A 25489-nucleotide genomic window follows, 5' to 3' on the forward strand; every position below is an offset into this window, starting at 1 on the left:
TTTCATCACCTCTTATCAACATAGATGGTTGTTAATCTTGGTCTCCCAGTCTCTTTTTCGATAAGCCAACCTGTAACAACTGGTGCTGTCTTGCCATTCGGGCCTGTTAGTTCCATCCTTACCTCATACTTGTCGCCATACTTCGTTTTGCCCTTATAGACCGCAGGGTATTTGGATAAATTTGCTTTTACATCCTCTATTAACTGCCGATAGTTAATTTTATTATACCCCAGCGCTTTCTCAAATGCTATAGCCTTGTCACGCCCGCCCTTGGCATGTTCCATATTTAGCGCGTAACCAAGTAGTTTATTCTCAGGAATATGGGCGTTTTCTGGCGTTATTATACCGAACCTGGCATTTTCTTTAAGCCAGTCCTGATAATGCTTCAAAATTGCAGCATCCTGGCCTCTGGGCTTTTGCCCAGCCTTCTCGTATGACCGTTGCAACTGTCGGGCCGCTTTCAATTTATCTTCCAGCGGTGCGACCTCGTTATAAAGCACTTCTCTTGCCCTTTTCCGGTTAGTAGCGATTGTCACCGCATCCCGCATTTCTTTGTAAGCTTGCTTTTCTTCTTCGCTTCGTGGGTCTTTGATAAGCGAAGTATTGCTGTATTTTTGTACCTTATCTGCTTCCGGATCCAGCTCTCTCACATAAGGATGTAAGGAATGCCGACAATTCGGATGAATTGGCGGTCTATATCTATCTTCAAGCTTTGGATAACGTTTATCTTGGCCGGAGATACTAAATACCTTACCCTGGAGCGGAGCACATTTTTCGCAGGTCGGATAATGCGTCGTTATCTTCACCAAATCAAGTCCCGCTTCCCGGCAGGTGTTTATCGTGGCCGCGCTGGCCGCTTCCCTGGTAGTCGTTCTGGCCACCATCTCAGCATAGCTATCTAACCGCCACTTTCTCCCCAGCTTATCCACGAAAGCTGTTTGCCCCTGGTCGAGCAGCCGCTGGATCAACCTCTGTTTCATGTCATCAATCGTAGTCCCGCTGGCCATTTTACGGCCAGCTTCCTCAAGTGCAATGCGTCTGAATTCATCGTCAATCCGCCGGCCTATGAACTGAAAGGAGTCGTGCATACTCATGATCATACTGGAAGCTATTGCATTTATGGCCCGCTGGTGGATCTGGGTAAAGTTTGGATCAACTTTAGTTACGATATCTAAACCTTGCAGATACGTCCTTGTTTCCGCACTGGCCTTTGTATATACCTGACCAACTACCTGCTCAACCCATTCCTTTGTTTCGGTATCAAGTTGCTGCAGTATCTCGTATACTTCCTTAAGCAGGTCTCGCCAATACCTCACCGCTTGCTTTTTGGCCTCTTTTTCAATTATCCGGCGCAAAATCTCTTCAAATCCCCAGCGATAAAGCTGTATCAGTTGCTGGATCAGCTTTTCTTCATCCAACTGCGGCATTATTCTTCACCGCCTGTACTAGTTTCAGGCGTTATCGGTTTTGTTTGTGGTATCGCCGGTTTAAATATCAGCGGCACCTGTGTGTTTGCCTCAGCAGCTATCCGCATAAGTTCTTCTCTCAAAGTGTCTGCTTCAAACTGGAATAGTCGCCGTATTGCAGTTTCCCGGCTTTCCAGCCCGTTTTGTACCAGTATGGAATGAATTTCCGCTTGCTCTTTATCATCCTGCGGTAAGCCGTCATTCCACGTTATCTCGATATTCTCCAATTTAACCGCTCCCGGCTTGCCCTGGGCTACTTCAAGTTCGCTGGCAAGTCGCAGGACTTTTTTCAGTGCCGGATCAAAACGCATCCGGATTCGATTAACTTTAGCGAGTGGAGCCATCATCAGCCGACGTAGTGCGCTCCCACTTTCGGCAAGCCCGCTTTTAAGCTGGCCAAATGCCGCTGCGCTGGTTTCGCTCAAAATATAGAGTTGCTCCATCAGCAGATCAATTTGCCTGAATGCCGCTTCAAGCTGGCCATCCCAGGTGACGTATCCCGGCGGTTTCTCGTCAGGTCCTACCGGGAAGTATTTACCGCCACCTCTGAACGTCAACTGCCCCGTCTGCGGGTCTTTCTCCAGCGCCGTATCTGGGCCGTACATATTTGGGTCGGCATGCTTGTCCAGGATGCGGCTTATTTGTGCTACCCTTATCTCCAACTCCTGAATAATGCTGTCCAGGTCGGAGTAGTCGTCCATGCCGGTTACCCGGTCTGAGGTTAGAATATTGTTTGTGGGCACTATCAAGAAATCGTCTACTCCGGTTGTAACTTCTTCCTCTTCCAGCAACCCGGCTATTACCCCGTCTTTAAGCGCATATCTTCTGGTAGTGATTTTTCCTTTTTCGTGGATTTCGGTTATTAAATACTGCTGTTTTTTAGTCCCCAGCAAGGTCGAAACCGTTTCCTCTACCACATAAGCCAGGACGTGAGCAACTATCTCTTTTACATTGTCCGGCTTCACTACTGGAAACCATACTGCCGGCTGCTGGGCATCGATTATCGCCCGCCCATCGTAGCGAATTTTGTAAAGGCCGGTCCCAAAACGGCTTGTGTCCAAAACTACCTCGTAGGACACATTAAAAAGCTGGTTTTCTTTTATAATCCGCTCAAGGTTTTGCTGTTCAGAGCTGTTTCTATCGCCTGCGCTAATTCTCGGCGGCTCTCCTAAGAGTAAGTCTGCCCACAGCATGCTAAGCCGCTTGTGCCAGTTCAGAATAATCTCCAGCGTCGCTGCCTGGTCCTGGCGGAGCAGTTTAATCCACTGGGTATATACCTGGTCATGTTTACCCTCAAAAAGCTTGCGGTTGTTATCGTATAAGGTCAATCTTTCTAATTCCGTCGGAGGCGGCCATTTCTGGCCAATCGCCAGGAAATCTAAACTTGTAAGCAAAGTCATCACCAACCTTTTGGTTTATCTACCACCGTTCTATTTCGTTCAACCATGTCATTTTCTAACGCATATCTAACAGCATCAATGCTATGGTTGTTTTTATCGGGGAAATCGGCTTTGAAATTGCCGTTGTTATCTTTTTCTAACTCGTAATTCAAAAACTCCCTGGCTGTATTCGGGCATCTTTCCGGGTCTACCACTATCTCTTCTAAATCCTGCAAAAACTTAATACCAAATTCGACGCTTCCTGGACCTTTCTTGGCACCATATACTTTCAATCCATAACTCTTTAACTCTGCAATTGATTTTGGCTCTGCATTATCAGCGGTAATTAGAGAATTCAATTTGTTTTCCTCCTTGATTAATTCAGCCAAGCGTCGATTTGATAATCCAACTTGGTGAATCTCATAAAAAATAAAAAGCCGCCTGCGAGTGCGATCATAATGGCAAACTGTATAGTGAACGGGATCTATCGCATAACCCCAGTCAATCCCCCGGCGGATGCGGTCAAATGCTTTTATTTCGTCATCGGTAATTTTTCGAATTGTGATGTTACTGAATATTTCCCCACCAGTTCCGGTAACTTCCCCTAAATACTCATGCCGGTAAGCTTTCTCGTTAATCCGTCTTAAATGCTCTGCTTCAATAAAAAACTGTTCCCCAAGCCATTCACGAGGAACAGTCAAATACGTGCTATGATGTATCTTTCTGTCTGCTCTTTCAATTAAAACTTCTTCATTTACCCAGCTCCGTACTGAATTTGGCGGGTTATAGGTATAAAAAACACAAAACTGTTGCCCGCCCCTCATTAAGGACTGGTTTATTACCCGGATTTCTTCTATGCCATTGAATTCGTCTACTTCTTCATACCAAATAAACTTCACATATCCACGACTAACCTTGATTGATTTGATTTTTTTCGGCTTATCAGCCCCGCGGAATAAAATCTTTTGCCCTGTCGGGAGATAAGTTAATTCCATCGGGTTATGTTTAATATCCCAATACTCAGTAACTTTTAGCTTCTCGATTGCCCAAACTAATTGCTCGAATACGCTATCTTTGATTGTTTCTTTGACCTTTCGCAGGGCCACTGCATTGGCGTCAGGGTCCTTCATAAGACCAAGGATTATTTCCAAACTAACGAAGGACGATTTAGTCGAGCCACGGCCACCTTTTAACCAGTAATGAGTGTAGCGGTTGTTCTTTATGTCTTGATGTACTTCGTAAAACGACGGCGCTATCAAATCGCTAAGCTTAATCTTCATCGCTATCATCTGCCTTGATGTCATCAACAATTACGACGCCCATGTTGCCGCTAACGTTGACCTTTTCGGTAAACAGTGCATATCTTTTTCCTAAAAGCTCCGCTGCTTTTACCCGATCCTTTGTGCTTGGTGCTTTCTTTTCTTTAACCGGGCCACTTTCAGTAAAGCCAACTACTTCTTCGGTTTCTTGACCGCGCATAACTCGAGTGAGGAATTCTAACACTTCGTCCTGGGAGGCAATACGCTCGGATTCCTTTTGCTTCATTCTTTCCTCGATGTATTTGCGAACCTTAACATTTCTTAACATTCTACTTGCAGCCGCATTAGCGGCATCTTCACTTTTAACCTTATAACCTGCTCTTTTATAACTTTCAGTAGCATTTAGCATCTCAATGTAATAATCACAAAACGCTTTCTGTTTTTCCGTAAGTTTCACATCACCTCACCTGCCTCACATTTTTGGACATGAAAAAAGAGCCCGAAGGCTCTAATTGTAGGTTAATTTTTATATCTGTACTTTACAGAGGTATTGTTTCCGTTAAGCGGCTCAACTTCGATTGCAATAATATCTCTTGGAAGTTCATTTAAGATTGATAAAATTACTATTTGTTTAATTCCTGTATCTTTTGAAATTTGCTGAATAGTTTTTGCTTCTCCTACGCTTTTAAGATAATTTATTATCTTTTCTTTTTCTGTCATTTTCCCCACCTCCTGCTTTTAAGCATTCGGTGGATTTATGTTAATTCCTGCATTGTTTCAACAAGTTTCTGCATTTCCTCTGCTATGGTCTTGAGTATTACTGCCGGTGGTACGCCCTCCATCTTTTCGGCAATTATGGCCGGTAATTGTTTTGCTGTTTCCAGAATTTCTGCCGGATCCAAAATCGATCACTCCTTAACTCGAGCCGTCCAATCGCCGCAACTGACAACATATCGCCCGCAGTGTATCACAACGTTCCGCTTGGCATAGTCCCAAGTGTTTTTATCTCCAATGCTGTATAAATATGCAGCCTTTACTGCTTCGCATGGAGGAAGCATGAAATATAAAACCTCGCCAGTTGCAAGGTTAAGTACTGCTGTTTCTAAAATTTCAGCTGGGTTCACTGCTTACCCTCCTCAGGCAAACGCCAGGCCATTATCTTTAAGTACCTGGTATAAACAGCTTGCCAAAGCCGTTATCTGCCTGTGGTCAAGACCTAATTCGTATTCCAAGTTTATCTTTTCGATTATCTCATGCAACAACGTTACTTCTTTGTGATCATCCGGCTGCACCCCATCAATGACTATTCTCCCCTTTATATGATCACATTCTCCAAATCTGTCATTAGAAGCAGCTAGTCTATCATCCAGGATTACATCCAGGTATAATCCCCCGATTTTGATTTTGTTTGGCAATTTCATGTTATCACCTCAATAAGTCTTAAATAAAACAAAACCAGCACCCTTTTTTACTCTAAATAATAGACCGGCCTCTAATGAGACCGGTCCAGGAAAGGGGGCAGAAAAGAATGACAGGACATGCAGGCTGCCGCCCTTGCGGCGGCTTCGCTTCGCTAGTTTAATTATAAATTATTTGTACCCCTTTCAGGCTCCGAAAAAACTCTAAGCTAATACCAGCCCAGTCGCTCAGCAACTCCATAGACAAAACCAGTTCGGTAAGCATAGAAAGTGCTTTCTGCTATGGGAATCATGTCTGCCATTTCCCTTACTGACATATCAAATCGGTTCCGCCCTTTCATCTTGGCCACAAGTTCCTCAGGCGGTTGCCAGTCTATCGCAAGTCCATACTTCACCCATATTACCCGGCGTGCTTCTTCTTTTGTTCGGGAGTAAACATCAGTTATTGCCCTGGTTATACGCTCCATCTCTTTCAGCAGGATAGAGTCTGCTAACCGGGTAGCCCTGCGTTCTACAATACTTCCAACATAACCCCCGCCACTTACGGCCAATTCCTCCTGTTTCCCTGCCAGAATAATATCTCTCCGCAGTTCTTCTATCGCCTTAAGTGTTTCCTTATAAGCAAAAATCTCCGCCTCAATATGCCTGTATGTTGCCCGCTTCAGCTTCAACTCTCCCACCCCTTTCATCTAGCTTGCTCTGATTGTCACCTCTGGCTTTTCACTGGACCTAGCAAGCACCTCAAGTAATTCTGTAATTGCCGCCAACCCCTTAAAGGTTAACTTCATTGCAGGTTTGCCTGGCACTCTAATCTCAGCAGCCCAAGCTGGATCCTTTTCTTTACAAGCGCAACTCTTTTCTGTTTCCATGACTTTCTCCTCCATTTTCTGTTTTTCTGGAGTTTCTACAGGTACAGGTGCAGGCATGACCTCATCAAGCTGCTGGCCCTTTTTCTCAGCCTTCGGCACTACTTTCCCCTGCTCCCGGTCCCAATCATAGCCATTATTTCTCAGGTGGTATATCACTGCAGTATAAGTTTTGTTTATCTCCTGGGCCAAACGATGCGGATTTCCAGCTTTATGTATTGCTGCAATCAGGTCCTCAATGTTCTTGAAAACTCCCATTATAGGCCTGTAATCCTGCGCCACAGCACCAGCCCCCCTATTCAGTTTTTCGTTCTCCGCCTCAATCAGCTCGGCCAGCGGTACCGGCGGAATTTCCTCCGGTTCCGTCACAGGAATTATCTCCCCGGTCCGCCTGTAATGTTCCACGTCCATAAAATACCTTTTGCAGGGAAAAAGGTTGTCCATTCTTAAACCACCCTCCGGCAATCCAGGCAACACCTCAAATCCAAGTCCGGGTAATCCTTTAGTTCTCTTCCTCCGCAAAACGGGCAATACCCCTCATAGCGATACATTCCAGGCATTGTTCCTGGGCTTTTTTGTCCATTCGGATTGTTGCTAATATCCAACCCATCATAAATGCCATTGGCAAGCCCAATGCTGTTAGCCACATCGTTCCACCTCCTCAACCTTCCATATCCGAACTACTGCCCGTTCCTCGCCTTTATCGCAGAGCCGCTTGATTACTCTGCCGTCCACTATTTGGCGGTCGTCCTTGTAAGCCACTTTGTTTAGCGCATCTGTTATAGCTTTTCCGTAATTGTCCCAGTCGCCAGTTTTTTTGTCTGCAAGGTAGATAATTATCTCTACCGCTACTGGTCCATTTATGCGCTTAATGCCAGCTTTTATTGCATACCAGGTGACCAGTTCTTTGTAAGCTATGTATTGCTGTGCTCTTTGCTTTACAAATTTCCCTCTTTGCGTCATCCGGACCGCCGGCACTGGCCGCCCGGGGACCTCGAATTCAAAAATCTCTTTTTCGTAGCTCATCCTGAATCTTTCTTAACCTCCGTATTTGTAATTCCATCGCCAGTACAGGCAGTAGCAGCACTACTACTCCAATTATGTATGCAATTACTAGGCCTAATTTGGTCACTATCCCGCCCTCCTCTGCTTCACTTTCTGGCCATAACCTAACCTGGCCTTCCTCTCTTCCCAAGCTTGTTTAATTTGCAGTTGTATTTTTTCTTCTTCAAGCCGTCTGATTCGTTCCACCAGCTCCCATTCTTCAGGAGTATAGCTGCGGAAATACGCAGGGGCCGGTTCGCGGCTAACCAGTACACCTAGCTTTATGTCAACAACCCTCAATGGATTGGCAAACAGGTCGTTGAATTTCCTGAGCTTGCTTTTATGTTCCTTTGCTATCCTATCCTTATTTGGCTTACTATCCCCATTAGACCAAGGCGATTTCTTGGCCATTAGTTCCACCTCCGATTTTTAGAATAAACTTAATTGCTTCAATAACTCTTTTTGAGGCACATCTTTATAAACTTCAAGTTTCTCTACGTCTATATCCCAGAAACCATTTTTTGTCCCTTGAACCAAAAGTTTATTTTTGTTGATGTAAAAGAACGCATAAAACATATTCTCGGTATCACCTGCATTAGTGCCGAAAAGCAAAGTTTTTTTGACCATGCCAATATATTTCAAGTAAAAGCCCGGCTTCATCTCAAAACTGGCGCGCTTCTTATGCCCCAGTTTGCATACATAGTCTCCCGGATATAGCAACCTGTCACCCAGTTCGACTGGTACTTTTAATAGCTCATCATGTTCATCAAGCTCTGCATACATTGCGCCGCGCCCAAAATATATTTGCATGCTCACCGCCTCCTGTAAGGCTATTTTGGAGGCCCCGTGCTGGTTCGAACAGCCGCCCTGGCTTGTGCTACACCAGGTCACTCCTACTGGCAGGGCCTTGTTAAGGCTGTTGGTCGGCCAGGCCAACATTTACCCTTTCTCTTGCCACTGCAAAGGGGAGCTTTGCCGAGGACTTGGCAGGCACCTTGAATTAAAACGGCAGGTCTCCTGCTTCTACGGCTGGATCTGGCAAATCATCCAGGCCGTCATTATAGCCTGGCTCGGGCTGGCTTCTCGGACTTAAGAAGCGCACATTTTCTGCAACTACTTCGGTAATTTGTCTCCGGTTCCCGTCCTTCCCCTCAAAGGAGCGGGTTTCCAGGCGGCCATCCACCGCTGCCAGTTTACCTTTGCTGAGGTACTTGCTGCAGTTTTCAGCCATTTGGCCCCAGACCACAACGTTGATGAAATCTGCTTCCCGCTCTCCGGCCTGGTTCTTAAACGGGCGATCAATAGCCAGCGTAAATCTGGCCACCGCCTTGCCGGTATTTGTATATCTTAGCTCCGGGTCCCTGGTTAGGCGGCCGATGAGAATGATTCTGTTAAGCATTTGCCGCCTCCTCATATTCGCCCAAATATTTTTCTACACGCAAAAGACATTCCTGGCATACGGGATTTTCCATGCTTAGATTTCTGGCTCCTCGCAGACATCGCACCTTTAACTTGCTTTTTGCAAAGGCACAAAGCAAAACTGCCTTCAGGATCGAACTAATATGCTCCACCCCTATCACCCCTTCTCCAGGTTATAAAACCTGGTGCAATACTTATCGAATTTGACTTCTACGGTCCCAACAGGTCCTTCCCGCTGCTTAGCCACGATTATCTCCGCAATGCCTTTTTTGTTAGTATCAGGGAAATAATACTCCGGTCGGTACAGGAACAAAACAACGTCGGCATCCTGTTCAATAGCTCCTGATTCCCGCAAGTGGCTGAGACTCGGTCTTTTATCCTGAGTGTGTTCGACAGCTCTACTGAGCTGCGACAATGCGAGCACCGGTGTTTTTAATTCCATGGCCATAAGTTTGAGGCCACGTGTAATCTCACTTACTTCACGTTCCCTGGTCTCTCTCCCCTTGCCAGTAGGCTTGATTAGCTGAATGTAGTCGATGATCACCAAATCCAAGCCTTGCTCTAATTTGGCCTTACGACACCTGCTCAGTATTTCCGGGACAGAAATATCAGGTGTATCATCCAGCATTAAGCCTGATTGCGATACCAGACCTGCTGCATCAATGATTTTTTTGTTTGCAGTTTCATCCAGGAGCCCCAGGCGCACTGCCTGAGCATCAACCTTAGCTATGTTTACAATCATCTTCTCGACTATCTTTTCTTTGCTGGTTTCAAGAGAAAAGAATGCTACTCGTTTTTTCGGTTTTAAAGCATTGTTGATAGCTATTTGAACAGCAAAGCTGGTTTTCCCCATTGCTGGTCTGGCTGCCACAACTATGAGCTGATTCGGGTGCAGCCCTGCAGTCATTGCATCGAGATCATAAAAACCTGTGGGTAATCCAGTAACACCATTCCTGGGTTTTCGCTCCAAAATATCATCCATGGCCCGGTGAGTTACTTCCCAGGCGCTGGTCAAGCCACTCGTGTTTTTAACGCTTACAGAAAGCCCGAAGATATCCCGCTCTGCCTCATGAATCAGCTCATTGATGTCTTCGTAGTCCGATGATATTGCCTTGGCTTTTACTATGTCTGACAGCCTGATTAACTGACGTGCTATGGATTTTTCTCGAACTATCTCAGCGTAATACCGAGCATTTGCAACTGAAGGCAGTTGATTTGTTAATGTGGCAAGGTAAGCAAATCCACCAACTCTTTCTAACTTGCCGTTCTTGGTCAGCTCTTCCCCCAGTGTTACTAGATCTACCGGGATCCTGGCTTCATGCAGTGTAATTATGGCCTCATAGATCTCGCCATGGGCAGCATTGTAAAAGTCTTTCTTAGCAAGCAATGGCTGTACTTCCAGGATGGCCTCTTCAGCCAATATCATTGCACCCAGCACAGACTGCTCAGCGTCGATGTTGCTAGGAAGAGTCTGCCGCAATTACTCCAGCCTCCTTCCAGATCTTTTTCATCTGGGCCATAAGATTTTCGTTGTAGACGTCCTGTTCAGTCTTTTGTTTTGGCGGAGGCTCACTTTGGCTTACCTGGCTTGACTTGCTATTTGTTTTTTTTGGTGTCTTGATCAAGGCAAACCTTTGCCGGTCGGCTTCCACGTCCGCAACTGACTTAAAGCCTTCATTCGCCCAGCGCGTAAAGACACCTTCGACATACTTCAGATTTCTGGTATTTGTCATAGCCATTTCTTCCAGGGCCACCTTGAGCATGTCAAGATCCCAGCCCTGTTCATCAAGCCACAAATACAGTTTTTTAACTGCAAATGGCGACGGGTTTAATATGCCTGCATTGGCCAGCATCTCCGAAATCGTCTGCATGCCTTGCTTCAGCTTGGCTTTTTCCGTAACCTTTTCAGCACCAGCACCACCAGCAGCTGTTTCTTCTATCAACACAGTATTATCTAGATCTATACTTTCTGTATTAGCTGGTGCTGGTGGTATATTATTTATATTTGTATTACTAGAAAGAGATAGTGAAAGAGAAGGTGAAGGTACAATTTTTTGCAATTGTTGCAGATTATCTGCAAAAAGTGGGTCATGAGTCGCTGTTTGTTGCAGATTATCTGCAATATTAGTGGGTTGTTGCTGGGTTTGTTGCAGATTATCTGCAATGTTTGCAGATTTTTGCTGATTGTTTGCAACTATCGCAGATTGTTGCTGATTATCTGCAATCTGTTTTTCCCAGGGCGGGTTAGGTGATGCAGGATACTTTGATGCTTGTTTCTTCTTGCGATCGGCTGTTATGTATGTTTGATACTTAAACCAAACATTGGGATTGATAGCCAGGTAGGGCTTGCCGTCAACCTCGTATTTATGTGCTATACCATACTCATCATACAACTGAATGGCTTGTGCTATTTCCCTGGAGGTGAAAGGAAAGGCGGGAAACAGAGTCAGTTTTACCTCAACTGGGTTTGCACTCATGCGTCCCCAGTCATCAAAAGCGGTTATAAACCAGGGCCACATAAGAGCGGCTGTAGGGTTAATTTCAGCTATAGATGCAAGTTTTTCGTCCGTACTCATTTCACTGGTAATAAATCTTTTGCGCGCCATCCTTTTCACTCTCCCCTAAATATACTGCAGTTAGTTGTGGCTACTACTTTTCTCCGACAACAGTCATCGTGATCACAAACGGCGGATAAAGCCTGGCAATATCCTTCGTTGAAGTTGCTGCATCGCAGACACTGGCAGGCCACCCTTTTGTTGCAGGGTATTCTTAGATTAAGCTCCGGACTCACTTCTTTTGATTTTGCCGGTTCAGGAGCAACTGGCCATTGCAACCAGCTGCTCCCTGTAAACATATAGCTTGACGGCCGACTTTTTCTTCGCCTGCTCAATTTTCATCACCAAGAGGTATCTTTAATATTTGCCCAGGGAAGATCATCGGCTCCAACGGTTTCCCGTCCTTTTTATTAGCCTCACAGATGAGATCTACTCCATCCCTAATGTCCCTTTGGTGAGGATAAAATCGTTTTGAAATTCCGTAGAGCGTATCCCCAGGCGCTACTACGTAGGTCGTATAACTTTTTTCCGAACTCGATGCATAATCCGAATAAAAGTTGAGTAAACTTAGTATCAGGGAGACTATGACCAAAATTGCGACTAAATTTAAGCGATACTTTTTCCGTTTCCGCATGGCTTTTCTTCCCCCAGTTCCCTAGCCGCCTGTCTAATCTGGGCCAGTGTGGCATCCCCTTTCGCATAAGCGGTCAGCATGTAAGTGTTAACCATTACATCCAGGGCCGCATTCGCTGCCAGTACTTCTGGGTGCTGGATGGTCCCGTATTTGTTAATCAGGCGCTCAACCTTTTTGCGCTGCTTGGCTATTGCCAGTAGTGGATGCATTTTAATCCCTCCCTTTTTAAGGACCGGCGGGACTAGCCCGCCGGTTTTACATTAAAACGGTAGCGGTTCGTTTACATCAAACACAGCCTTTGCGCCCTTAGTGCATCGTTCGACCCTCGGCTTTGTCCACGCTTCCTCGTCCGGTGAGTACGTCCGACCACATGCCTTGCAAGAATACCAGGATATTGGCAGGGTATATATAATGCCCATATATTCTACTTCTTCGTATTCTTTGTTCATGTCTTTTCCGCATTTACACCTCATTGTTATCACCCTTCTCCGCCACCAGTGCCTCGATCCTGGCGCAAATCTTGTCGTAGTTAACCTTGTCCACCTCAGAGCTACCCTGGTAGCCAAACTCGTTGAGGACCTGCCTTACAATCTCTTGCTCCCCTTTAGCTATGGCAAACATCCTCTTGGCCTGCTGGGTTGTAATTTTGCCGGACTGGTCAGTTGCTACCCTGCTGTTTTGCTCGACATGATCAACGTCTATCGTTTTAGTCGGCAGTTGCGAGTCATCAATCGGCATTTCCTCCGGCGAATACATTCCCTGGAATGTTTCTGGGAATGCTTCCCTTAAAGCTTGCACCAGGGCAACCTTCCTAATCATTGTAGCTGGCATCTCTTTCCAGTTCCGCATTGGTGTCCCATCTTTTTTTCTGCGTTCGTATTCTTTTAGTGAGACCGTTATCTCTAATGGTTCCTTCCAATCTTTTCGGCTCACTCTTGCCCAACCACCGACAAGTTCTTCATTGGGTAATACCAGTGTCCCTTTCCGATAGTCTATATTTCCGTCTTTCTTTTGAACGATTATTCCTGCTTGCCAGCCGGTGCATAGCTCGTTTTTGGCAGCTCGTTTTGTAAAGGTTTCTTTTCCGGTAACAATCGTGGCTGGTTCATTACCGTATTTAATTAAATATGCTTCTCTAAGGAAAGGATTAAGCTTTTGATACTTACAAAGCGCTAAAAACATCATTACTTCCTGGTCCGTTATTTTATCTGCTTCGCCGTTTACTAAATACCTCTTGACCGTCTCAGGTGAAAGTTTTATCGCACCAGCATCAGTTTCATATTCGATAACAGCTAAAGCTTTTGATTTATCATTCATTGTTTATCACCGCCTTATGTTCCAATCTTTTAATTGCTTCAGGCATCATTAACCGCATTGCTTCTACTTCCGGCTCCCATCTTTTTAGCCACTTCCAAACCGCCGCAGCAGAAAAATTAAAATAATCTGCAATGTCTTCAATAGTAAAGCCAAAAGCTCTTAACCATATAATTTCTTTCTTGTAATTCGGGACTTTTGGCTCAATTAAGTGCGGGGATATATCTTTTCTGCCATGACAGGACAAACAAAGAGTTTCCATATTTTCTAATCGGTTATCCTTATGATTTTTGTTTTTGTGGTGAATTGTGATTGGTCTGCCCCACTTCTTTAAGTGTTCTTCTGCTGTCATTCCACACTCAACACAACGATAATTATCCCTCTGCAAAACCGCATCTCTTAGGCCTTGATTATCATAATGCCTGCTTAATGAATAACCATGCTTTTCTTTAAATTCCCTGCGCTTTTTACGCTGCCAAGCAAGTTTGTATTCCTTTCTTGTCATTTGCTTTGCCCCTTTCTTCCAGACAGTTAGCCCTCTGTATGGCCCCTTGTGCCTCTCTGTTGATTCTGATATAATTAAGTTGAGGTATTTTCTTAAGCCGTGCTTTCTAGTCGGCTTTTTCTTTTTTTCTGGTAAGTTTAAAGCCTTCGATTACCCGTTCGCGGATAAAAGGAGTTAAATCAATTACTTTCCCCAGCTCATCTTTGTCAAGGTCCTTTCTCACCTGCCGGTATATCGTGCAAATATATCCGGACAGTTCAGCCTTTTCAAGGCTATTTTCACGCATCCAATTTTTCAGTCTTTCCTCGTGCTGCTTTTTCTGCAACTCAAGTTCCTGGATCATCTGCCGCAACCGATCAATCTCGACCGGCAATTCATGTATTGCAAACTCCATGCTATCCCCTCCAACCTACCAGCTCAGCTACAAAATCCAGCAAACTCTCTTCCTGATCCTGCTTTTTCGCTTCACCCTTGAGCAGCTTTTTGTAGCAGGTTTTGCCATAGCCCAGCTTGATTGATTTTTCGTCCTTAAGCGTACGCCCGCAAGCCCCGCATTTCATTGCTGTCCTCCTCCTTTGGTCCACCAAACTCAATTACATAGTATGGTTTTTGCTGATAGTAAATGGTTCTGATCTGGACCCGATTGTACTCTTTGCGATATTCCTCTGCCACGGCCTCTGCGCAAGTGCGTTGAGGTATCGGCAGAGTCCAGCTTGTCCCGGTCATGATCGCAATGCGGACAATATCAATGTCCATGAGAATCACTTCCTCAGTACGCGGCCAGTGCCGCTTTTTCTTTTACATAGCCGCGTTCGCGGCATTTTTTATTGTGGGCATCCACGAGCTCTGCAACGTCCACCATGCGGCCCAGGGCCAGTTTGAGAACCTCTATTGAGTGTTCAACGTCCAGAAACTCTTGAACTACTTTCCGGAACTCCTGCCATTCTTTGTCCTGGAAATCGTCACGTTTCTTTTTGTTTACCACTAGCCGCAAAGCCTTGGCCATTACTTCCCGGGCCTCTTCCAATTCTTCGGACAGCTTTAAAACTACATGTGCCAGGTCAGTATTTACCGCATCCAGCACCTCATAACTGTAGGCCCGTCCTATAGCGCATACTCTGCGGCAATATCTCATTGTCAGCTCCGGCTGTCGATAAAACCGGGCCATCCCCAAAACTATTTCCGGATTAGGCACTACGTCCCCTAATTCGTAAGCCCGCAATGTCCTAATGCCGATATGCAACCTCTCTGCAGCTTCTTTTTGCGTCAATCCTGCCGCTTCCCGTGCTTGCATGTACATTCCCCTCACCTCCTCCCTGGGATAAAATGTAATTGTATCCCTCCTCAATTGCCGGCCTCGCTTCCGGCGCTTACTCTTAGATGATGTACTTTATCAGGTACCTGACCGCAGTGGCCAATGTCGTCGCATCGACCGGGTTGTCTATTTCCACGTATTCCATGATGTCCCCGGGACTGCAATCTGCCCTTACAATTCCACACCGGCTGAAATTCGGCACCGATACCAGGTAGCCTTTATGAGTCTCCGCAAGGTACACATCCAGCCTGGTCCCGCGCCCGCTTACGATAAACCCATCACCCATTCTTTCGATCCTCACTGGCCAGCTCTCATTTCTCCACAACGACTCTGGCCCCCGAGCTACTATGTCAGCCAGCAACTCCTTTTGATTAGCCATCCTGATCTGCTCAATCAGCAACACCTTTACATCCTTCATGCTTATCCCTCCTATCTGTGCTTGCGTTCATTTTTTCCTTCATGGATTGGATTACAAATCGTATAGCTTGCCTAATACAGCTTTCATCCTGGTCAACAGAAACTACGGTTACCGTGAATTCCTGGGGCTTCCTTTTCACTCTCCCTCACCTCCTTCACGCCGATTTATCCTTTGGGCCGTCCTCAATGAGCTCCGTTACTGAGACGCCTAAGGCTGAGGCAATCGCTTCTATTGTCTTAACCCCAGGATTTATTCTTTTGCCTGATTCGATTTCACTAATTGTAGACTGCGGAATTTGCGCTATATCTGCCAATTGTTTTTGGCTCCATCCCCTGCCTTTTCGCAGCCTACGTAATTTGGTGGCTAAACCATGCATTTGGCATCCCTCCTTTCTGTATCCTGATTACTATTTTATCTGCATATAGATTATTTGTCAATCTGTTATCAGATAGTTTCTGTAAAAAAATTTGTGGTACAATCTGAATAAAGATATTTACAAAGGAGCACCTGTTTTATGGATATTGGAAAGCATATCAAAAAACTTAGGGACCAATATGAATTAAGCATGAATGAACTTGCCCGCCGTTCAGGTGTTGCACAGTCAAGTATTAGCGAAATAGAGTCTGGTAAAAGACAACCTACTTTTGAAGTTCTGGAACGCATCATTTCTGGATTTGGTCTTTCTTTCGCCGAATTCTTTTCCGAAGAAACTCCGGACATGCCTCCGGATCTGCGGCAGTTACTCCAGGAGGCCGAATCCTTAACTCCTGAGCAAAGACAGCTATTGACTGCTTTCCTCAAAAGTCTGAAAGGAGAATGATTATGGAAAAGAAGATAGACATGCTGCTTGATTACGTTGCACAAATTACCCAGGAACTTACGGATATCAAGAACACCCAACAGCAGCACTCTCAACAACTGGCTGCAATGCAACATTCTATTGCTCGCATTGAAAATGAATATGGGGAAAAGATTACCGCCCTATTCGATGGTTACTCTATGCGCGGTGACCAAATTGCCCATCTGCAAGAACATCTTGATGAACGCCTGGATGCTATTCAAACCGACTTGTCCTATATTGTGAGCAAAATCGCCCAGCATGAGAGAAAACTCGTTCGCCTTGATGCAAAATGAATTTAACAAGGATTGCCATAGGCGGGACAAGCCGGCTTAAAAGTCGCCAAAAACCTTGACTCGTTTAACTCGAAAATCTTTAATGCCCCGACAAGTCCCAAGGAGAGTGTTGCCAATTGAAAAGCTTTGAAATTACCAAGGAACTTACATTAGCGATTATTAACTCAAAGAATTTTGTATTACCCAATGTCGATAATTCAATGGATTTCAATACTAAACTCGCAGAAGAAATAGGTAAAATATACGCGACTATCTTTAACACAGTCAGTAAGCTTGAAAAAGAAAATAGACCTCGTCCTGGCGATTTAAAATAACCTGTTTATTCATTTAAAAGCCTTAATGCCAAAACAATAGTTTCAATATTTTTACGGACTTGCTCGGGGTCAACTAACTTCTTGTTCCATTCAATAAGTAATTGGATTTGGCTTATTAAAACTTCTTCAAACCAGCTATTCCTCACTCACCCTCACCTCCTACCCTGTGTCGCCGAAAACCTTGACTCGTTTAAGAGGATTGCTACACCTCCTACCCCGCCTTGGGCTTTTGTTCTGCATGATTGACAGTATCGTCAAAAAAAATTTCCTCTACTTTACAGCCAAGGGCATTTGCTATCTTTAGCATAAGTTTCCCGCTAACATTATATTTCCCGTTTTCCAGATCGGACAAATATGGTCTGCTTATTTTTAATATGCTCGCCAATTCCTCTTGCGTCATGCCAAGCGCCTTTCGCTTTAAGGCAATTAAATTCCTCATCAACTACACCCCCTCTCATTCGTTCTGCATTCCTTACATGTAAAGCATAACATACATTAATTTAGGCTGTCAAGTATGTTTTACAAAAAAAATTACAATTTACGTATGGTATGTCTTACATTCATGTTAAAATGTACATGGAGTGATTTTATGGATAAATTAGGAGAATACATAAGAAACAAAAGAAAAGAGCGAGGGCTTTCTCTGCGCGAATGCGCTCGGATGTGTGATATAAGCCATTCATACCTCGACAGTTTGGAGAAAGGCAAAGACCCTAGAACAAACAAGCCAGTTTCACCAACAATCGATACCCTTAAAAAAATATCTAAAGGACTTGGCGTGCCAATAAATGAATTACTGGAAGCGGCCGATATAAAAACCGACCCCAACCATTGCCCCGATGAAATGGAAGCGATTGAGGAGTGCCCGCCTTCAGATTTGGACCTTGAAAAGATACTGCTTGAATCGAATGTTATGTTCAACGGTGAACCTCTGGATGAAGAAGATAAGCAGGATATAATCGAGTTCCTGAAGGTAGCCTGGAAGACAATAAGGAAGAAAAAAGGGAGAGGTGTATAGAATCTTGGCATGGTATGATCGACCAACTATTATTGATGATTGGCCAGAAGAAATTGATTATATCATGTTTGTAGATGAAAATGGTTCTCACAACCTTAAATATCTAATGAGAAAGTTAAAAAATAACATTAATCACTCTTCTTCAGACTTGGAAAATTTTTTTACTGTTACTGGTTGTGTTTTAGCACGCAGTAATTTTCCTGAAGTGAGAAACGCGATTATTTCATTAAAAAATAAATATTGGGAAAATGGGTTGTTTTATTATAATAAACAAGATACCTATAAACGTGTATGTTTTCATTCTTCGGAAATTAGAAATAAAAGAGGACTTTTTCTGCTGAAGTAATAAATTATTGCGATTTTATTGCGGATCTTACAGCTTTTATGACAAGCCTAGATTATGTGATTTTTTCTTCACATATTAATAAGCTCTCTCATTTGTGTACTTATATAAACCCAAAGCATCCATATGCCTTGTGTTTGGAATTTATTATAGAACGATTTGGAAAATTTTTTCTAAAACCAATAAATAAATCTGGTTTAATAGTTCTTGAATCAAGAGGTAAGAATGAAGATAAAAATTTATTAAAACGGATTTGTGAAATCTTAAAAAATGGTACTAAGTTTGTAGAAAGTTCAGATTTAGCCAATATAAAAGGTGTATACTTTAACCCGAAATGGGACAAGTCAGAAAAAAGAACCTATTTTGGTTTAGAAATCGCAGATTTAACTTCTTACCCAATTCATAAATATTGCATCTCAAAAGAAAAAGATAGAGCCTATCAATCCATTGAAAGCAAATTCTATGGTTATCCAGAGTACAACGGTAAAGGCCTTAAAATCTTCCCTAAAAATTAAAAACCGCCTCATGGCTTAAGCCAAGGGCGGGCGGCCGTGAAAACGACCCCTAAGAATTATATTCCCGTTGTGATTTCATTATATTCAATCAATGGCTTATTGTCAACAAAAATCATTGAATAAACTATCTTCTTTCTGCCAATCAAAACTGCTACCCTTCAAGGGTAGTAGTTTTTCGCTTATAATGGCATTTCGACATATTTTGACACATCACGACAAGGCGGTGGCAGCATGACAAGTAAGAAGTACATCAAGACTACCGTCGAAAACCTCGCTGATCGGTACGGGACCAGGGATCCGTTTGCCATTGCGGAATACCTCGGTTTTACTATTATTCGATTCCCATTCAGGAAAATCAAAGGGCTGATTATTAACTTGTTTGGTTGCAAGATCATCGGACTCAATAGCCAACTATCTGAAGAAATGCAGCGCGTCGTTGTTGCTCATGAATTAGGCCACTTTCATTTGCACCCCCCAGGAGTTGGATATTTTTTCGTAATTAATAAGACATTCTTTAGTAATAGTAAATACGAATACCAGGCCAACCAATTTGCGGCTGAGCTACTCCTTGCAGAAGACAGGCCCTCCTATGGGGAAAGTATTGATGAATACGCCAAGCGAAAGAAAGTTCCTATTGAGTTGGCAAGAATTTGGTTTTTATATAAACAAAGGGAAGGGGGTTATCTTAAAAAAGAGATAAAGCAATATAGTTTTTAAAAATGGCAGTAGAAATTTAATTTCAATTCTAAAGGGGGTATTATGTTTGAGTTACATGAACGAATACATTGAAAAAGGTTACAGTGCATATGAACTTGAAGTAGAACTACAAAAACTTATCCATAAATACAATAAAGAACGAAATACTTATTTATTTGTATTTTCAACTGCTAATGAAAAAAGATTACGTGAAAATCAATTAGACCAAGAAGATTATTATACAATTTTTGACATGTTAAATCCTAAAAAAGGACTTAGTAATTTAGACTTTTACCTCGAAACACCAGGCGGTAGCGGTGAAGCAGCAGAAGAAATTGTTAGGTTTTTACATAATAATTTTTCTCACATCTCATTTGTTATTTCTGGAGAAGCTAAAAGCGCAGGCACTATTATGGCTTTATCAGGGCATGAAATATTTATGACTGAAACTGGCAGTTTAGGTCCAATTGATGCCCAAGTGCCTTTGGGGCGTTCAATTGTATCTGCTTATGATTACTTAGAATGGGTAAAGAAAAAAAGAGAAGAAGCAGAAAAAAATGAGACACTAAATCCATTTGATGCGATTATGATTGCCCAAATTACTCCTGGGGAATTAGAAGGGATTGAACACGCCTATAAATATGCTCAAGATTTAGTTATTCAATGGTTAACTGAATACAAATTCAAAAATTGGAATATAACCGAAGAAAGAGGTATTTCTGTAACCGAGGAGATGAAACAAAATCGCGCTAAACAGATAGCAGAAACTTTGTGCAATCACGCTAAATGGAGATTACACGGCCGTTCGATTAAAATACAAGATTTACATTATATTGGACTTAAAATAAATCAAATTGATGATAACCCTCGATTAGCTGAACTAGTTTATCGAATACAAACTGTTTGTCGATTAATTTTTACTTCAACAACTGCTTATAAAATTTATGCCACTCAAGATACAAAGCTGTTTAAACATGCTGCGCCAATTAAACAACCTAATACCCTCCCCCCTGCTTCTCCACCTGAAGTTATTGAAGCTAGAATAAATTGTCCACAATGCGGTAAAAATTATACGCTGTATATGAAATTTATTGACGATCCAAAAATAGATAATGATTTTTTGTCAAAAGGATTCCTTCCTTACCCCAGAAATGATAAAATAAGATGTAGTTGTAATTACGAAATAGATCTCTCAGGTATGAGGAATGAGATTGAAATGCAAGTAGGGAAAAAAATAATACTTAAACCAAAAAGGGGGGTCGATTATGAATAATATGATTAAAAACCAAGAACAACCTGAATTGGAAGTTTTAATTACCTTTTTAAAAAGAACTAAAGAAGGGAAATATGCAAAGATAGATGAAAATATGTTACAACACCAATATGCTCGATTGAACTATCTAAGACAAGATCCCATAGAAGATGTAATTTATTACCACAGTATAAATAATCGTTAATTAAATTTAAAAAAGCGGTTTAAACCGCTTTTTTATTTCAGTTTTCATCGAACATTTGTCAAAACGCATCTTGCAGGATCATCATAAGGATAAACAAAGGGGGATTGATAATGGCAGGACATATTGAACCAGCAGGGAAAGGGAGATGGAAGATTGTCGTCGAGGCTGGAAGGGACCCGGCAACGGGCAAAAGAAAGAGAATTACCCGCTACTTTAATGGCCGCAAGGCAGATGCGGAAGAAATGATGGCTCAGATGCTGATGGAACTAAAGCAGGGAACGTTTGTTGAGCCAACCAAAATGACTATTGCCGAATGGATTGATAACTGGCTCTATAACTATAAAAAGAACAATCTTCGCCCTACTACCTGGGAACTATATGAAACAATGGCACGTTGTCATATAAAGCCAGCGCTAGGAGCTTTGTATCTCCATGAGTTGCGTACTGATCACCTCCAAAAGCTTTACAATGATAAGCTCAAAGAAGGTAAATCTCCCCAAACTATCCACCACATTCACAAAGTTATTCACGGGGCATTGAGCCAGGCGATAAAGAACAAATTGCTAATTCATGACGTAAGCCAAGCTGTTACTTTGCCCAAGATAAAACGCAAAGAAATTAATGTTCTATCATCAGATGATATGGATAAGTTTTTAAGATTATTGCCTGGAGAACGACTTGGCCCTGCATTCTTGCTTCTACTCGGCACTGGTATGAGGCGCGGGGAACTGTTAGGCCTTTGTTGGGAGGATATAGATCTGGAAAATGGTTTAGTACACATCCGGAAAGGATTGGTAAGGACTAGGGAAGGCTTGATTTATCAGGAAACGAAAACTGATAAATCTGCAAGAACAATTCCTTTACCAAGCACAGTCAAGGATGCACTTGTAATGCACAAAAATAAGATGATCACCGAAGGACTGTATGGACCTACCATGCCAGTTTTTTGCACCAGTAAAGGCACCGTGGTTTCACCAAGAAATCTCCAGAGAAAATTTGATACACTTTGTAAAAAAGCGGGCATATCCGGAGTGACATTGCATGCTCTGAGACATACATTTGCAACCATGTTACTTGAAAAAGGGGAAAACATAAAAGTAGTCCAGGAGATACTCGGGCACTCCAAGATTGCTACCACTGCTGACATTTATTCTCACGTTACTCAAGACGTAAAAAAATCTGCAGTTGAAAAGTTAGATGAGCTTTTTACTCAGGGCACCATTTGGGCACCAAAAGAGTCAAACGGCACCACCGGCACCACCGCAAAACATTGATAATACTGGGTTTTTAGGTATAATAAAAGTTTAATTACTCTTGCTTGACATGCAAGAGGTCACAGGTTCAAGTCCTGTATCGCCCACCATAAGTACGATGAAAACCGCTAGTTCAGGTTCTAACCTGATTAGCGGTTTTTTGTTTCGTAGTACTGCTATTTATTTTTCTGTGCAGTCACAGTATAATGAAAATAGACAATTAATCCCTTTTAATACTTGAAAGGTGATAGCTATGGCTGGAATTCTTTTAAGTATTGACTGGGATTTTTTTGTGCCTGCCCGGCCGGAATGGCAGGTATCCTTGCGGGAAAGCGTCCGCAACCAGAATCAACTCTGGTATAAGCGGTATCTGGTAGCCAAACGCCAGGGCGAGGATTTAAGCAAAACTGTGGACGTTATCCCTTTCTATTATCTTTTTCCCTGCTATCTGCAAAAATATTTTTCTTATTCCCCTGATGCACTCTTGCTTGTGACCGATTCCCATAAGTATTCTTACGAACTGGCCAGAGAAATGGATATCGAGTATGTGATCCTTTTTGATACCCATGCCGATTTAGGATATGGCGGGCTGGCTTCCCTGGATTATGAAGTCAATTGCGCCAACTGGCTGGGGAAGTTATTGCAGGAAAAAATTATTAAGCGGGCAACCATTGTTTACAGCCCCCACACCTTAGAAGACCCGGGCTGGTTTAGCGAACAAAATCGTACTTTCCCCATAGGTTACACCAGCCCCTTTCTTCTTCCATCACCGCTCCCGCTCTCAGCCATTCATATTTGTCGTTCGGGCGCCTGGACACCACCCTGGCTGGATCAAAAATTTGAAAAACTGGTCCGGACTTTTAAGTTACCGGTACAAAAACAGGATCTACCTGCAAGGGTCTGGAAAACCTCTTTCACCCTTGCCGAACAAGTAGATGCTCTGATTTGTTAGGATTAATTTTGAGCTTTAAAACAAAGTTGTCCCAATGGTACACCTTGCGCCAGCGTGAGTATCAGGCAGTCATTTCTTTTACATTTGTCAGCCACTAAAAAAAAGAGTAAAATTGAATTGTGATTTTGGTAAAAAGGATGGTTGAAATGCATACCTTTGGCTTTGTCCGAGTCGGGGCAGCTGTGCCCCGTTTGAAAGTGGCTGACATCGATTATAACCTGCAGCAAATAATTCAGTTAATCCAGGCGGCCGATCAGAATAACCTGGCCGTGCTGGCTTTCCCGGAGCTGTGTCTTACCGGTTATACCTGTGGCGATCTTTTCCTGCAGGGCCTGTTGCAGGATAAAGCCAGACAAGCCCTCTTGGCTCTGGCCCAGGCTACCAGGACCAACGAGGTAGTGGTTGTAGTTGGTTTGCCTCTAGTCATCAAGCACCGCCTGTTCAATTGTGCCGCTGTCCTGCAACGGGGTGAGATCCTGGGGATTGTCCCCAAGATCTATCTGGCCAATCAGAAGGAATTTTATGAGAAACGCTGGTTTTCTTCCGGTCAGGAGTTAATTCGGGAACTGTCCAATGTAGAACTAACGCCAGGATACCCTGTTCCTTTTGGACAGCTTTTATTTCACTCTCCCCAGCTAGGCTATACTCTGGGTGTGGAAATTTGCGAAGACCTCTGGGCCGTTATCCCACCCAGTTCATTTCTGGCCGTTCAGGGGGCCAATTTACTCATCAATCTCTCAGCCAGCAATGAACTGGTAGCCAAAGCCGATTATCGCCGGGAACTCATCCAGCAGCAAAGTGCCCGCTGCCTGGCCGGTTATCTCTACGTTTCTGCCGGCGTACACGAGTCCACCACTGACACTGTTTTCGGCGGTGATTGTCTGCTCGCGGAAAATGGTGTAATCCTGACCTCCTCTCCCCGCTTCCAGCGGGAAAACCTGTTACTGTGGTCAGAAATCGATGTGGAACGCCTGAATCTGGAGCGGCTGGCCAATAAAACCTTTGCTGACAGCTGTCAACTGGTGACTCCGCCGGTACCAGCCCGCCAGGTAGAAATTCAGTATTACCGGGATTATGATTATACCAGTCAACCCTTACGGCGCCATATCTCTCCTCATCCCTTCATTCCCCAGGATAGCGGCGCCAGGGACCGGCGCTGTCAGGAGATTTTCCAAATTCAAGTGGCTGGTTTGGCCAAGCGCCTGGAGCATACCGGCGCCAAAACCGCTGTCCTTGGTATCTCCGGTGGCCTTGATTCCACCCTGGCTCTGCTGGTTACCTGCCAGGCCTTTGATTTGCTGGGTTATCCCCGCGAACAAGTCCTGGCGGTCACTATGCCCGGTTTTGGCACTACCGATATTACCTATACCAATGCCCTGCAGCTAATGCAGGCTCTGGCGGTAACCTGTAAGGAAATCGATATTAAACCCGCTTGTTTACAGCACTTTCAGGATATCGGGCACGATCCAGCCCGGCATGATATTACCTATGAAAATGTTCAGGCGCGCGAACGCACTCAGATCCTGATGGATTTAGCTAATCAGCACGGAGGGCTGGTAGTCGGGACAGGGGATTTGTCAGAACTGGCTCTGGGCTGGGCTACCTATAACGGGGACCATATGAGTCATTATGCTGTCAATGCCGGGGTGCCCAAGACCCTGGTCAAATACCTGGTGGAATGGGTGGCCGAACATGCTGCCGACCCCGCCACCGCCGCCTGTTTACATCGCATTCTGGCCACTCCCATCAGTCCGGAGCTACTGCCTCCTGATGCCAGTGGCAATATCCAGCAAAAAACAGAAGACATCGTCGGACCCTATGAACTCCATGATTTTTTCCTTTACTATCTAGTTCGTTTTAATCTGCCGCCACGGAAAATCGCTTTCCTGGCTGATCAGGCTTTTACTGGTAGGTATGCTGGAGATGAAATCCGCAAGTGGCTAAAAGTCTTTTATCGCCGTTTTTTCAGTCAGCAATTTAAGCGCTCTTGTTTGCCTGATGGACCCAAGGTGGGTTCGGTCTCCCTCTCCCCCCGGGCCGACTGGCGTATGCCCAGTGACGCCCAGGTTAACTTATGGTTGAAGGAACTGGAAAATTTTTAAAAGGCCATTAAAGGCCTTTTTATTTTTTATCTTAATAATTGTCCGTGTATGGTGTATTCCCGGAAACAAGTTATTGAATTTTTCCGAAAATTATGTTGCTATGTCCATGGTTG

Annotated in this window: 40 protein-coding genes and 1 tRNA gene; 13 read left to right on the forward strand and 28 right to left on the reverse strand. The window is 43.9% G+C overall.

Annotated features, from left to right (window positions below):
• Positions 1-5: 5 nt before the first annotated feature.
• The 26 genes from CTH_RS11285 to CTH_RS11405 form a co-directional block, all read right to left on the reverse strand.
• On the reverse strand, positions 6-1427 hold the full coding sequence (locus tag CTH_RS11285) for a phage minor capsid protein (RefSeq protein WP_078665695.1): 1422 nt from the start codon (positions 1425-1427) through the stop codon (positions 6-8).
• Positions 1427-2866, reverse strand: coding sequence for a phage portal protein (locus CTH_RS11290; protein WP_107753933.1), 1440 nt, complete (start codon positions 2864-2866; stop codon positions 1427-1429). The genes CTH_RS11285 and CTH_RS11290 overlap by 1 nt, the downstream gene beginning before the upstream one ends.
• On the reverse strand, positions 2866-4134 hold the full coding sequence (locus CTH_RS11295; protein WP_107753935.1) for a PBSX family phage terminase large subunit: 1269 nt from the start codon (positions 4132-4134) through the stop codon (positions 2866-2868). Before CTH_RS11295 ends, CTH_RS11290 begins: the two co-directional genes overlap by 1 nt.
• Positions 4115-4561 (reverse strand): terminase small subunit, encoded by a 447-nt coding sequence (locus CTH_RS11300; protein WP_107753937.1) that lies wholly within the window; start codon positions 4559-4561, stop codon positions 4115-4117. The genes CTH_RS11295 and CTH_RS11300 overlap by 20 nt, the downstream gene beginning before the upstream one ends.
• Positions 4562-4623: 62 nt before the next feature.
• The gene (locus tag CTH_RS11305; protein ID WP_078665691.1) at positions 4624-4824 is read right to left on the reverse strand and encodes a hypothetical protein; all 201 of its coding nucleotides are present in this window, start codon (positions 4822-4824) and stop codon (positions 4624-4626) included.
• A 35-nt stretch (positions 4825-4859) separates the two neighbouring features.
• The gene (locus tag CTH_RS14180; RefSeq protein WP_159071965.1) at positions 4860-5006 is read right to left on the reverse strand and encodes a hypothetical protein; all 147 of its coding nucleotides are present in this window, start codon (positions 5004-5006) and stop codon (positions 4860-4862) included.
• 6 nt (positions 5007-5012) lie between these two features.
• Positions 5013-5228 (reverse strand): hypothetical protein, encoded by a 216-nt coding sequence (locus CTH_RS11310; protein WP_078665690.1) that lies wholly within the window; start codon positions 5226-5228, stop codon positions 5013-5015.
• Between the two features lie 12 nt (positions 5229-5240).
• Positions 5241-5525: a hypothetical protein gene (locus CTH_RS11315; protein WP_078665689.1), complete on the reverse strand. Its 285-nt coding sequence runs from the start codon at positions 5523-5525 to the stop codon at positions 5241-5243.
• A gap of 206 nt (positions 5526-5731) precedes the next feature.
• Entirely contained in the window at positions 5732-6193 is a 462-nt protein-coding gene (locus tag CTH_RS11320; RefSeq protein WP_159073877.1) for a hypothetical protein, read from the reverse strand.
• Positions 6194-6211: 18 nt separating this feature from the next.
• The gene (locus CTH_RS11325; protein WP_159073878.1) at positions 6212-6910 is read right to left on the reverse strand and encodes a hypothetical protein; all 699 of its coding nucleotides are present in this window, start codon (positions 6908-6910) and stop codon (positions 6212-6214) included.
• Positions 6891-7037: a hypothetical protein gene (locus CTH_RS14185; RefSeq protein ID WP_159073879.1), complete on the reverse strand. Its 147-nt coding sequence runs from the start codon at positions 7035-7037 to the stop codon at positions 6891-6893. The genes CTH_RS11325 and CTH_RS14185 overlap by 20 nt, the downstream gene beginning before the upstream one ends.
• Complete coding sequence (locus CTH_RS11330; RefSeq protein ID WP_107753942.1) at positions 7028-7414, reverse strand: RusA family crossover junction endodeoxyribonuclease; 387 nt, start codon at positions 7412-7414, stop codon at positions 7028-7030. The genes CTH_RS14185 and CTH_RS11330 overlap by 10 nt, the downstream gene beginning before the upstream one ends.
• A gap of 105 nt (positions 7415-7519) precedes the next feature.
• Entirely contained in the window at positions 7520-7843 is a 324-nt protein-coding gene (locus CTH_RS11335; protein ID WP_107753944.1) for a hypothetical protein, read from the reverse strand.
• A gap of 18 nt (positions 7844-7861) precedes the next feature.
• The gene (locus CTH_RS11340) at positions 7862-8371 is read right to left on the reverse strand and encodes a hypothetical protein (RefSeq protein ID WP_159073880.1); all 510 of its coding nucleotides are present in this window, start codon (positions 8369-8371) and stop codon (positions 7862-7864) included.
• 61 nt (positions 8372-8432) lie between these two features.
• Positions 8433-8831 carry a single-stranded DNA-binding protein gene (locus CTH_RS11345; RefSeq protein WP_107753948.1) on the reverse strand — a complete coding sequence of 133 codons (399 nt, stop codon included), beginning with the start codon at positions 8829-8831 and terminating at the stop codon, positions 8433-8435.
• A gap of 177 nt (positions 8832-9008) precedes the next feature.
• Positions 9009-10331, reverse strand: a complete 1323-nt coding sequence (gene dnaB / locus CTH_RS11355) for a replicative DNA helicase (RefSeq protein WP_107753952.1) — start codon at positions 10329-10331, stop codon at positions 9009-9011.
• Entirely contained in the window at positions 10312-11457 is a 1146-nt protein-coding gene (locus CTH_RS11360; protein WP_107753954.1) for a DnaD domain-containing protein, read from the reverse strand. The genes dnaB and CTH_RS11360 overlap by 20 nt, the downstream gene beginning before the upstream one ends.
• 555 nt (positions 11458-12012) lie before the next feature.
• Positions 12013-12249: a hypothetical protein gene (locus tag CTH_RS11370; protein ID WP_107753959.1), complete on the reverse strand. Its 237-nt coding sequence runs from the start codon at positions 12247-12249 to the stop codon at positions 12013-12015.
• 253 nt (positions 12250-12502) lie between these two features.
• Positions 12503-13357: a phage recombination protein Bet gene (bet, locus tag CTH_RS11375; RefSeq protein ID WP_107753960.1), complete on the reverse strand. Its 855-nt coding sequence runs from the start codon at positions 13355-13357 to the stop codon at positions 12503-12505.
• The gene (locus CTH_RS11380; RefSeq protein WP_107753962.1) at positions 13350-13859 is read right to left on the reverse strand and encodes a helix-turn-helix domain-containing protein; all 510 of its coding nucleotides are present in this window, start codon (positions 13857-13859) and stop codon (positions 13350-13352) included. The genes bet and CTH_RS11380 overlap by 8 nt, the downstream gene beginning before the upstream one ends.
• 106 nt (positions 13860-13965) lie before the next feature.
• Positions 13966-14253, reverse strand: coding sequence for a hypothetical protein (locus tag CTH_RS11385; protein WP_107753965.1), 288 nt, complete (start codon positions 14251-14253; stop codon positions 13966-13968).
• A gap of 1 nt (position 14254) precedes the next feature.
• Positions 14255-14419, reverse strand: coding sequence for a DUF6011 domain-containing protein (locus tag CTH_RS14190; RefSeq protein ID WP_159073881.1), 165 nt, complete (start codon positions 14417-14419; stop codon positions 14255-14257).
• Positions 14388-14615, reverse strand: coding sequence for a hypothetical protein (locus CTH_RS11390; RefSeq protein WP_107753966.1), 228 nt, complete (start codon positions 14613-14615; stop codon positions 14388-14390). Before CTH_RS11390 ends, CTH_RS14190 begins: the two co-directional genes overlap by 32 nt.
• Before the next feature lie 13 nt (positions 14616-14628).
• Positions 14629-15159 carry a helix-turn-helix domain-containing protein gene (locus CTH_RS11395; RefSeq protein ID WP_107753968.1) on the reverse strand — a complete coding sequence of 177 codons (531 nt, stop codon included), beginning with the start codon at positions 15157-15159 and terminating at the stop codon, positions 14629-14631.
• A gap of 76 nt (positions 15160-15235) precedes the next feature.
• Positions 15236-15592, reverse strand: a complete 357-nt coding sequence (locus tag CTH_RS11400) for a hypothetical protein (RefSeq protein WP_107753970.1) — start codon at positions 15590-15592, stop codon at positions 15236-15238.
• A gap of 154 nt (positions 15593-15746) precedes the next feature.
• On the reverse strand, positions 15747-15968 hold the full coding sequence (locus tag CTH_RS11405) for a helix-turn-helix domain-containing protein (RefSeq protein ID WP_107753972.1): 222 nt from the start codon (positions 15966-15968) through the stop codon (positions 15747-15749).
• Positions 15969-16106: 138 nt separating this feature from the next.
• Between CTH_RS11405 and CTH_RS11410 the strand changes: the two genes are divergently transcribed.
• The 3 genes from CTH_RS11410 to CTH_RS11420 all read left to right on the forward strand — a co-directional run bounded on the left by CTH_RS11410 (position 16107) and on the right by CTH_RS11420 (position 17040).
• Positions 16107-16412, forward strand: a complete 306-nt coding sequence (locus CTH_RS11410) for a helix-turn-helix domain-containing protein (RefSeq protein WP_107753974.1) — start codon at positions 16107-16109, stop codon at positions 16410-16412.
• A gap of 2 nt (positions 16413-16414) precedes the next feature.
• Positions 16415-16726, forward strand: coding sequence for a hypothetical protein (locus tag CTH_RS11415; protein WP_107753976.1), 312 nt, complete (start codon positions 16415-16417; stop codon positions 16724-16726).
• Between the two features lie 116 nt (positions 16727-16842).
• Complete coding sequence (locus CTH_RS11420) at positions 16843-17040, forward strand: hypothetical protein (RefSeq protein WP_107753978.1); 198 nt, start codon at positions 16843-16845, stop codon at positions 17038-17040.
• Positions 17041-17045: 5 nt separating this feature from the next.
• Here the strand turns inward: CTH_RS11420 and CTH_RS14195 are convergent, their stop codons facing one another.
• Together CTH_RS14195 and CTH_RS11425 are read right to left on the reverse strand one after the other, a co-directional pair.
• Positions 17046-17186, reverse strand: coding sequence for a hypothetical protein (locus tag CTH_RS14195; RefSeq protein WP_159073882.1), 141 nt, complete (start codon positions 17184-17186; stop codon positions 17046-17048).
• A gap of 65 nt (positions 17187-17251) precedes the next feature.
• Entirely contained in the window at positions 17252-17479 is a 228-nt protein-coding gene (locus CTH_RS11425; protein ID WP_078665668.1) for a helix-turn-helix transcriptional regulator, read from the reverse strand.
• 150 nt (positions 17480-17629) lie between these two features.
• Here CTH_RS11425 and CTH_RS11430 point away from each other — a divergent pair, with 150 nt between their 5' ends.
• The 10 genes from CTH_RS11430 (at position 17630) to CTH_RS11475 (ending at position 25376) form a co-directional block, all read left to right on the forward strand.
• A complete protein-coding gene (locus CTH_RS11430) occupies positions 17630-18058 on the forward strand; it encodes a helix-turn-helix domain-containing protein (protein WP_159073883.1) in 429 nt (142 codons plus the stop codon).
• A gap of 4 nt (positions 18059-18062) precedes the next feature.
• Positions 18063-18404, forward strand: coding sequence for a DUF3800 domain-containing protein (locus tag CTH_RS11435; RefSeq protein ID WP_159073884.1), 342 nt, complete (start codon positions 18063-18065; stop codon positions 18402-18404).
• 38 nt (positions 18405-18442) lie between these two features.
• Positions 18443-18916, forward strand: a complete 474-nt coding sequence (locus CTH_RS11440; RefSeq protein WP_107753984.1) for a DUF3800 domain-containing protein — start codon at positions 18443-18445, stop codon at positions 18914-18916.
• A 231-nt stretch (positions 18917-19147) separates the two neighbouring features.
• Complete coding sequence (locus CTH_RS11445; protein WP_107753986.1) at positions 19148-19633, forward strand: ImmA/IrrE family metallo-endopeptidase; 486 nt, start codon at positions 19148-19150, stop codon at positions 19631-19633.
• A 55-nt stretch (positions 19634-19688) separates the two neighbouring features.
• Positions 19689-20885 carry an SDH family Clp fold serine proteinase gene (locus tag CTH_RS11450; protein ID WP_318262825.1) on the forward strand — a complete coding sequence of 399 codons (1197 nt, stop codon included), beginning with the start codon at positions 19689-19691 and terminating at the stop codon, positions 20883-20885.
• Positions 20878-21069: a hypothetical protein gene (locus CTH_RS11455; RefSeq protein ID WP_107753991.1), complete on the forward strand. Its 192-nt coding sequence runs from the start codon at positions 20878-20880 to the stop codon at positions 21067-21069. The genes CTH_RS11450 and CTH_RS11455 overlap by 8 nt, the downstream gene beginning before the upstream one ends.
• A gap of 110 nt (positions 21070-21179) precedes the next feature.
• The gene (locus tag CTH_RS11460; RefSeq protein WP_107753993.1) at positions 21180-22343 is read left to right on the forward strand and encodes a tyrosine-type recombinase/integrase; all 1164 of its coding nucleotides are present in this window, start codon (positions 21180-21182) and stop codon (positions 22341-22343) included.
• Between the two features lie 7 nt (positions 22344-22350).
• Positions 22351-22432: transfer RNA gene (locus tag CTH_RS11465), tRNA-Val, on the forward strand.
• A gap of 143 nt (positions 22433-22575) precedes the next feature.
• On the forward strand, positions 22576-23274 hold the full coding sequence (locus tag CTH_RS11470) for a hypothetical protein (protein WP_078664733.1): 699 nt from the start codon (positions 22576-22578) through the stop codon (positions 23272-23274).
• A 119-nt stretch (positions 23275-23393) separates the two neighbouring features.
• Positions 23394-25376: an NAD(+) synthase gene (locus CTH_RS11475; protein WP_477021179.1), complete on the forward strand. Its 1983-nt coding sequence runs from the start codon at positions 23394-23396 to the stop codon at positions 25374-25376.
• Positions 25377-25489: the final 113 nt, after the last annotated feature.

The organism is Carboxydocella thermautotrophica (genome assembly GCA_003054495.1).
Lineage (GTDB): Bacteria > Bacillota.

Coding starts and splice junctions, on each gene's coding strand:
- CTH_RS11340 (WP_159073880.1), bottom strand. CDS start 8,371: ATGTTGGCCTGGCCGACCAACAGCCTTAACAAGGCCCTGCCAGTAGGA.
- CTH_RS11315 (WP_078665689.1), bottom strand. CDS start 5,525: ATGAAATTGCCAAACAAAATCAAAATCGGGGGATTATACCTGGATGTA.
- CTH_RS11360 (WP_107753954.1), bottom strand. CDS start 11,457: ATGGCGCGCAAAAGATTTATTACCAGTGAAATGAGTACGGACGAAAAA.
- bet (WP_107753960.1), bottom strand. CDS start 13,357: ATGAATGATAAATCAAAAGCTTTAGCTGTTATCGAATATGAAACTGAT.
- CTH_RS11425 (WP_078665668.1), bottom strand. CDS start 17,479: ATGAGGAATTTAATTGCCTTAAAGCGAAAGGCGCTTGGCATGACGCAA.
- CTH_RS11455 (WP_107753991.1), top strand. CDS start 20,878: ATGAATAATATGATTAAAAACCAAGAACAACCTGAATTGGAAGTTTTA.
- CTH_RS11330 (WP_107753942.1), bottom strand. CDS start 7,414: ATGAGCTACGAAAAAGAGATTTTTGAATTCGAGGTCCCCGGGCGGCCA.
- CTH_RS11440 (WP_107753984.1), top strand. CDS start 18,443: ATGACAAGCCTAGATTATGTGATTTTTTCTTCACATATTAATAAGCTC.
- CTH_RS11395 (WP_107753968.1), bottom strand. CDS start 15,159: ATGTACATGCAAGCACGGGAAGCGGCAGGATTGACGCAAAAAGAAGCT.
- CTH_RS14190 (WP_159073881.1), bottom strand. CDS start 14,419: ATGAAATGCGGGGCTTGCGGGCGTACGCTTAAGGACGAAAAATCAATC.
- CTH_RS11445 (WP_107753986.1), top strand. CDS start 19,148: ATGACAAGTAAGAAGTACATCAAGACTACCGTCGAAAACCTCGCTGAT.
- CTH_RS11335 (WP_107753944.1), bottom strand. CDS start 7,843: ATGGCCAAGAAATCGCCTTGGTCTAATGGGGATAGTAAGCCAAATAAG.
- CTH_RS11450 (WP_318262825.1), top strand. CDS start 19,689: ATGAACGAATACATTGAAAAAGGTTACAGTGCATATGAACTTGAAGTA.
- CTH_RS11405 (WP_107753972.1), bottom strand. CDS start 15,968: ATGCATGGTTTAGCCACCAAATTACGTAGGCTGCGAAAAGGCAGGGGA.
- CTH_RS11460 (WP_107753993.1), top strand. CDS start 21,180: ATGGCAGGACATATTGAACCAGCAGGGAAAGGGAGATGGAAGATTGTC.
- CTH_RS11470 (WP_078664733.1), top strand. CDS start 22,576: ATGGCTGGAATTCTTTTAAGTATTGACTGGGATTTTTTTGTGCCTGCC.
- CTH_RS11400 (WP_107753970.1), bottom strand. CDS start 15,592: ATGAAGGATGTAAAGGTGTTGCTGATTGAGCAGATCAGGATGGCTAAT.
- CTH_RS11390 (WP_107753966.1), bottom strand. CDS start 14,615: ATGGACATTGATATTGTCCGCATTGCGATCATGACCGGGACAAGCTGG.
- CTH_RS14185 (WP_159073879.1), bottom strand. CDS start 7,037: ATGTGGCTAACAGCATTGGGCTTGCCAATGGCATTTATGATGGGTTGG.
- CTH_RS11370 (WP_107753959.1), bottom strand. CDS start 12,249: ATGCATCCACTACTGGCAATAGCCAAGCAGCGCAAAAAGGTTGAGCGC.
- CTH_RS11345 (WP_107753948.1), bottom strand. CDS start 8,831: ATGCTTAACAGAATCATTCTCATCGGCCGCCTAACCAGGGACCCGGAG.
- CTH_RS11285 (WP_078665695.1), bottom strand. CDS start 1,427: ATGCCGCAGTTGGATGAAGAAAAGCTGATCCAGCAACTGATACAGCTT.
- CTH_RS11295 (WP_107753935.1), bottom strand. CDS start 4,134: ATGATAGCGATGAAGATTAAGCTTAGCGATTTGATAGCGCCGTCGTTT.
- CTH_RS11385 (WP_107753965.1), bottom strand. CDS start 14,253: ATGGAGTTTGCAATACATGAATTGCCGGTCGAGATTGATCGGTTGCGG.
- CTH_RS11290 (WP_107753933.1), bottom strand. CDS start 2,866: ATGACTTTGCTTACAAGTTTAGATTTCCTGGCGATTGGCCAGAAATGG.
- CTH_RS11380 (WP_107753962.1), bottom strand. CDS start 13,859: ATGACAAGAAAGGAATACAAACTTGCTTGGCAGCGTAAAAAGCGCAGG.
- CTH_RS11430 (WP_159073883.1), top strand. CDS start 17,630: ATGGATAAATTAGGAGAATACATAAGAAACAAAAGAAAAGAGCGAGGG.
- CTH_RS11410 (WP_107753974.1), top strand. CDS start 16,107: ATGGATATTGGAAAGCATATCAAAAAACTTAGGGACCAATATGAATTA.
- CTH_RS11305 (WP_078665691.1), bottom strand. CDS start 4,824: ATGACAGAAAAAGAAAAGATAATAAATTATCTTAAAAGCGTAGGAGAA.
- CTH_RS11415 (WP_107753976.1), top strand. CDS start 16,415: ATGGAAAAGAAGATAGACATGCTGCTTGATTACGTTGCACAAATTACC.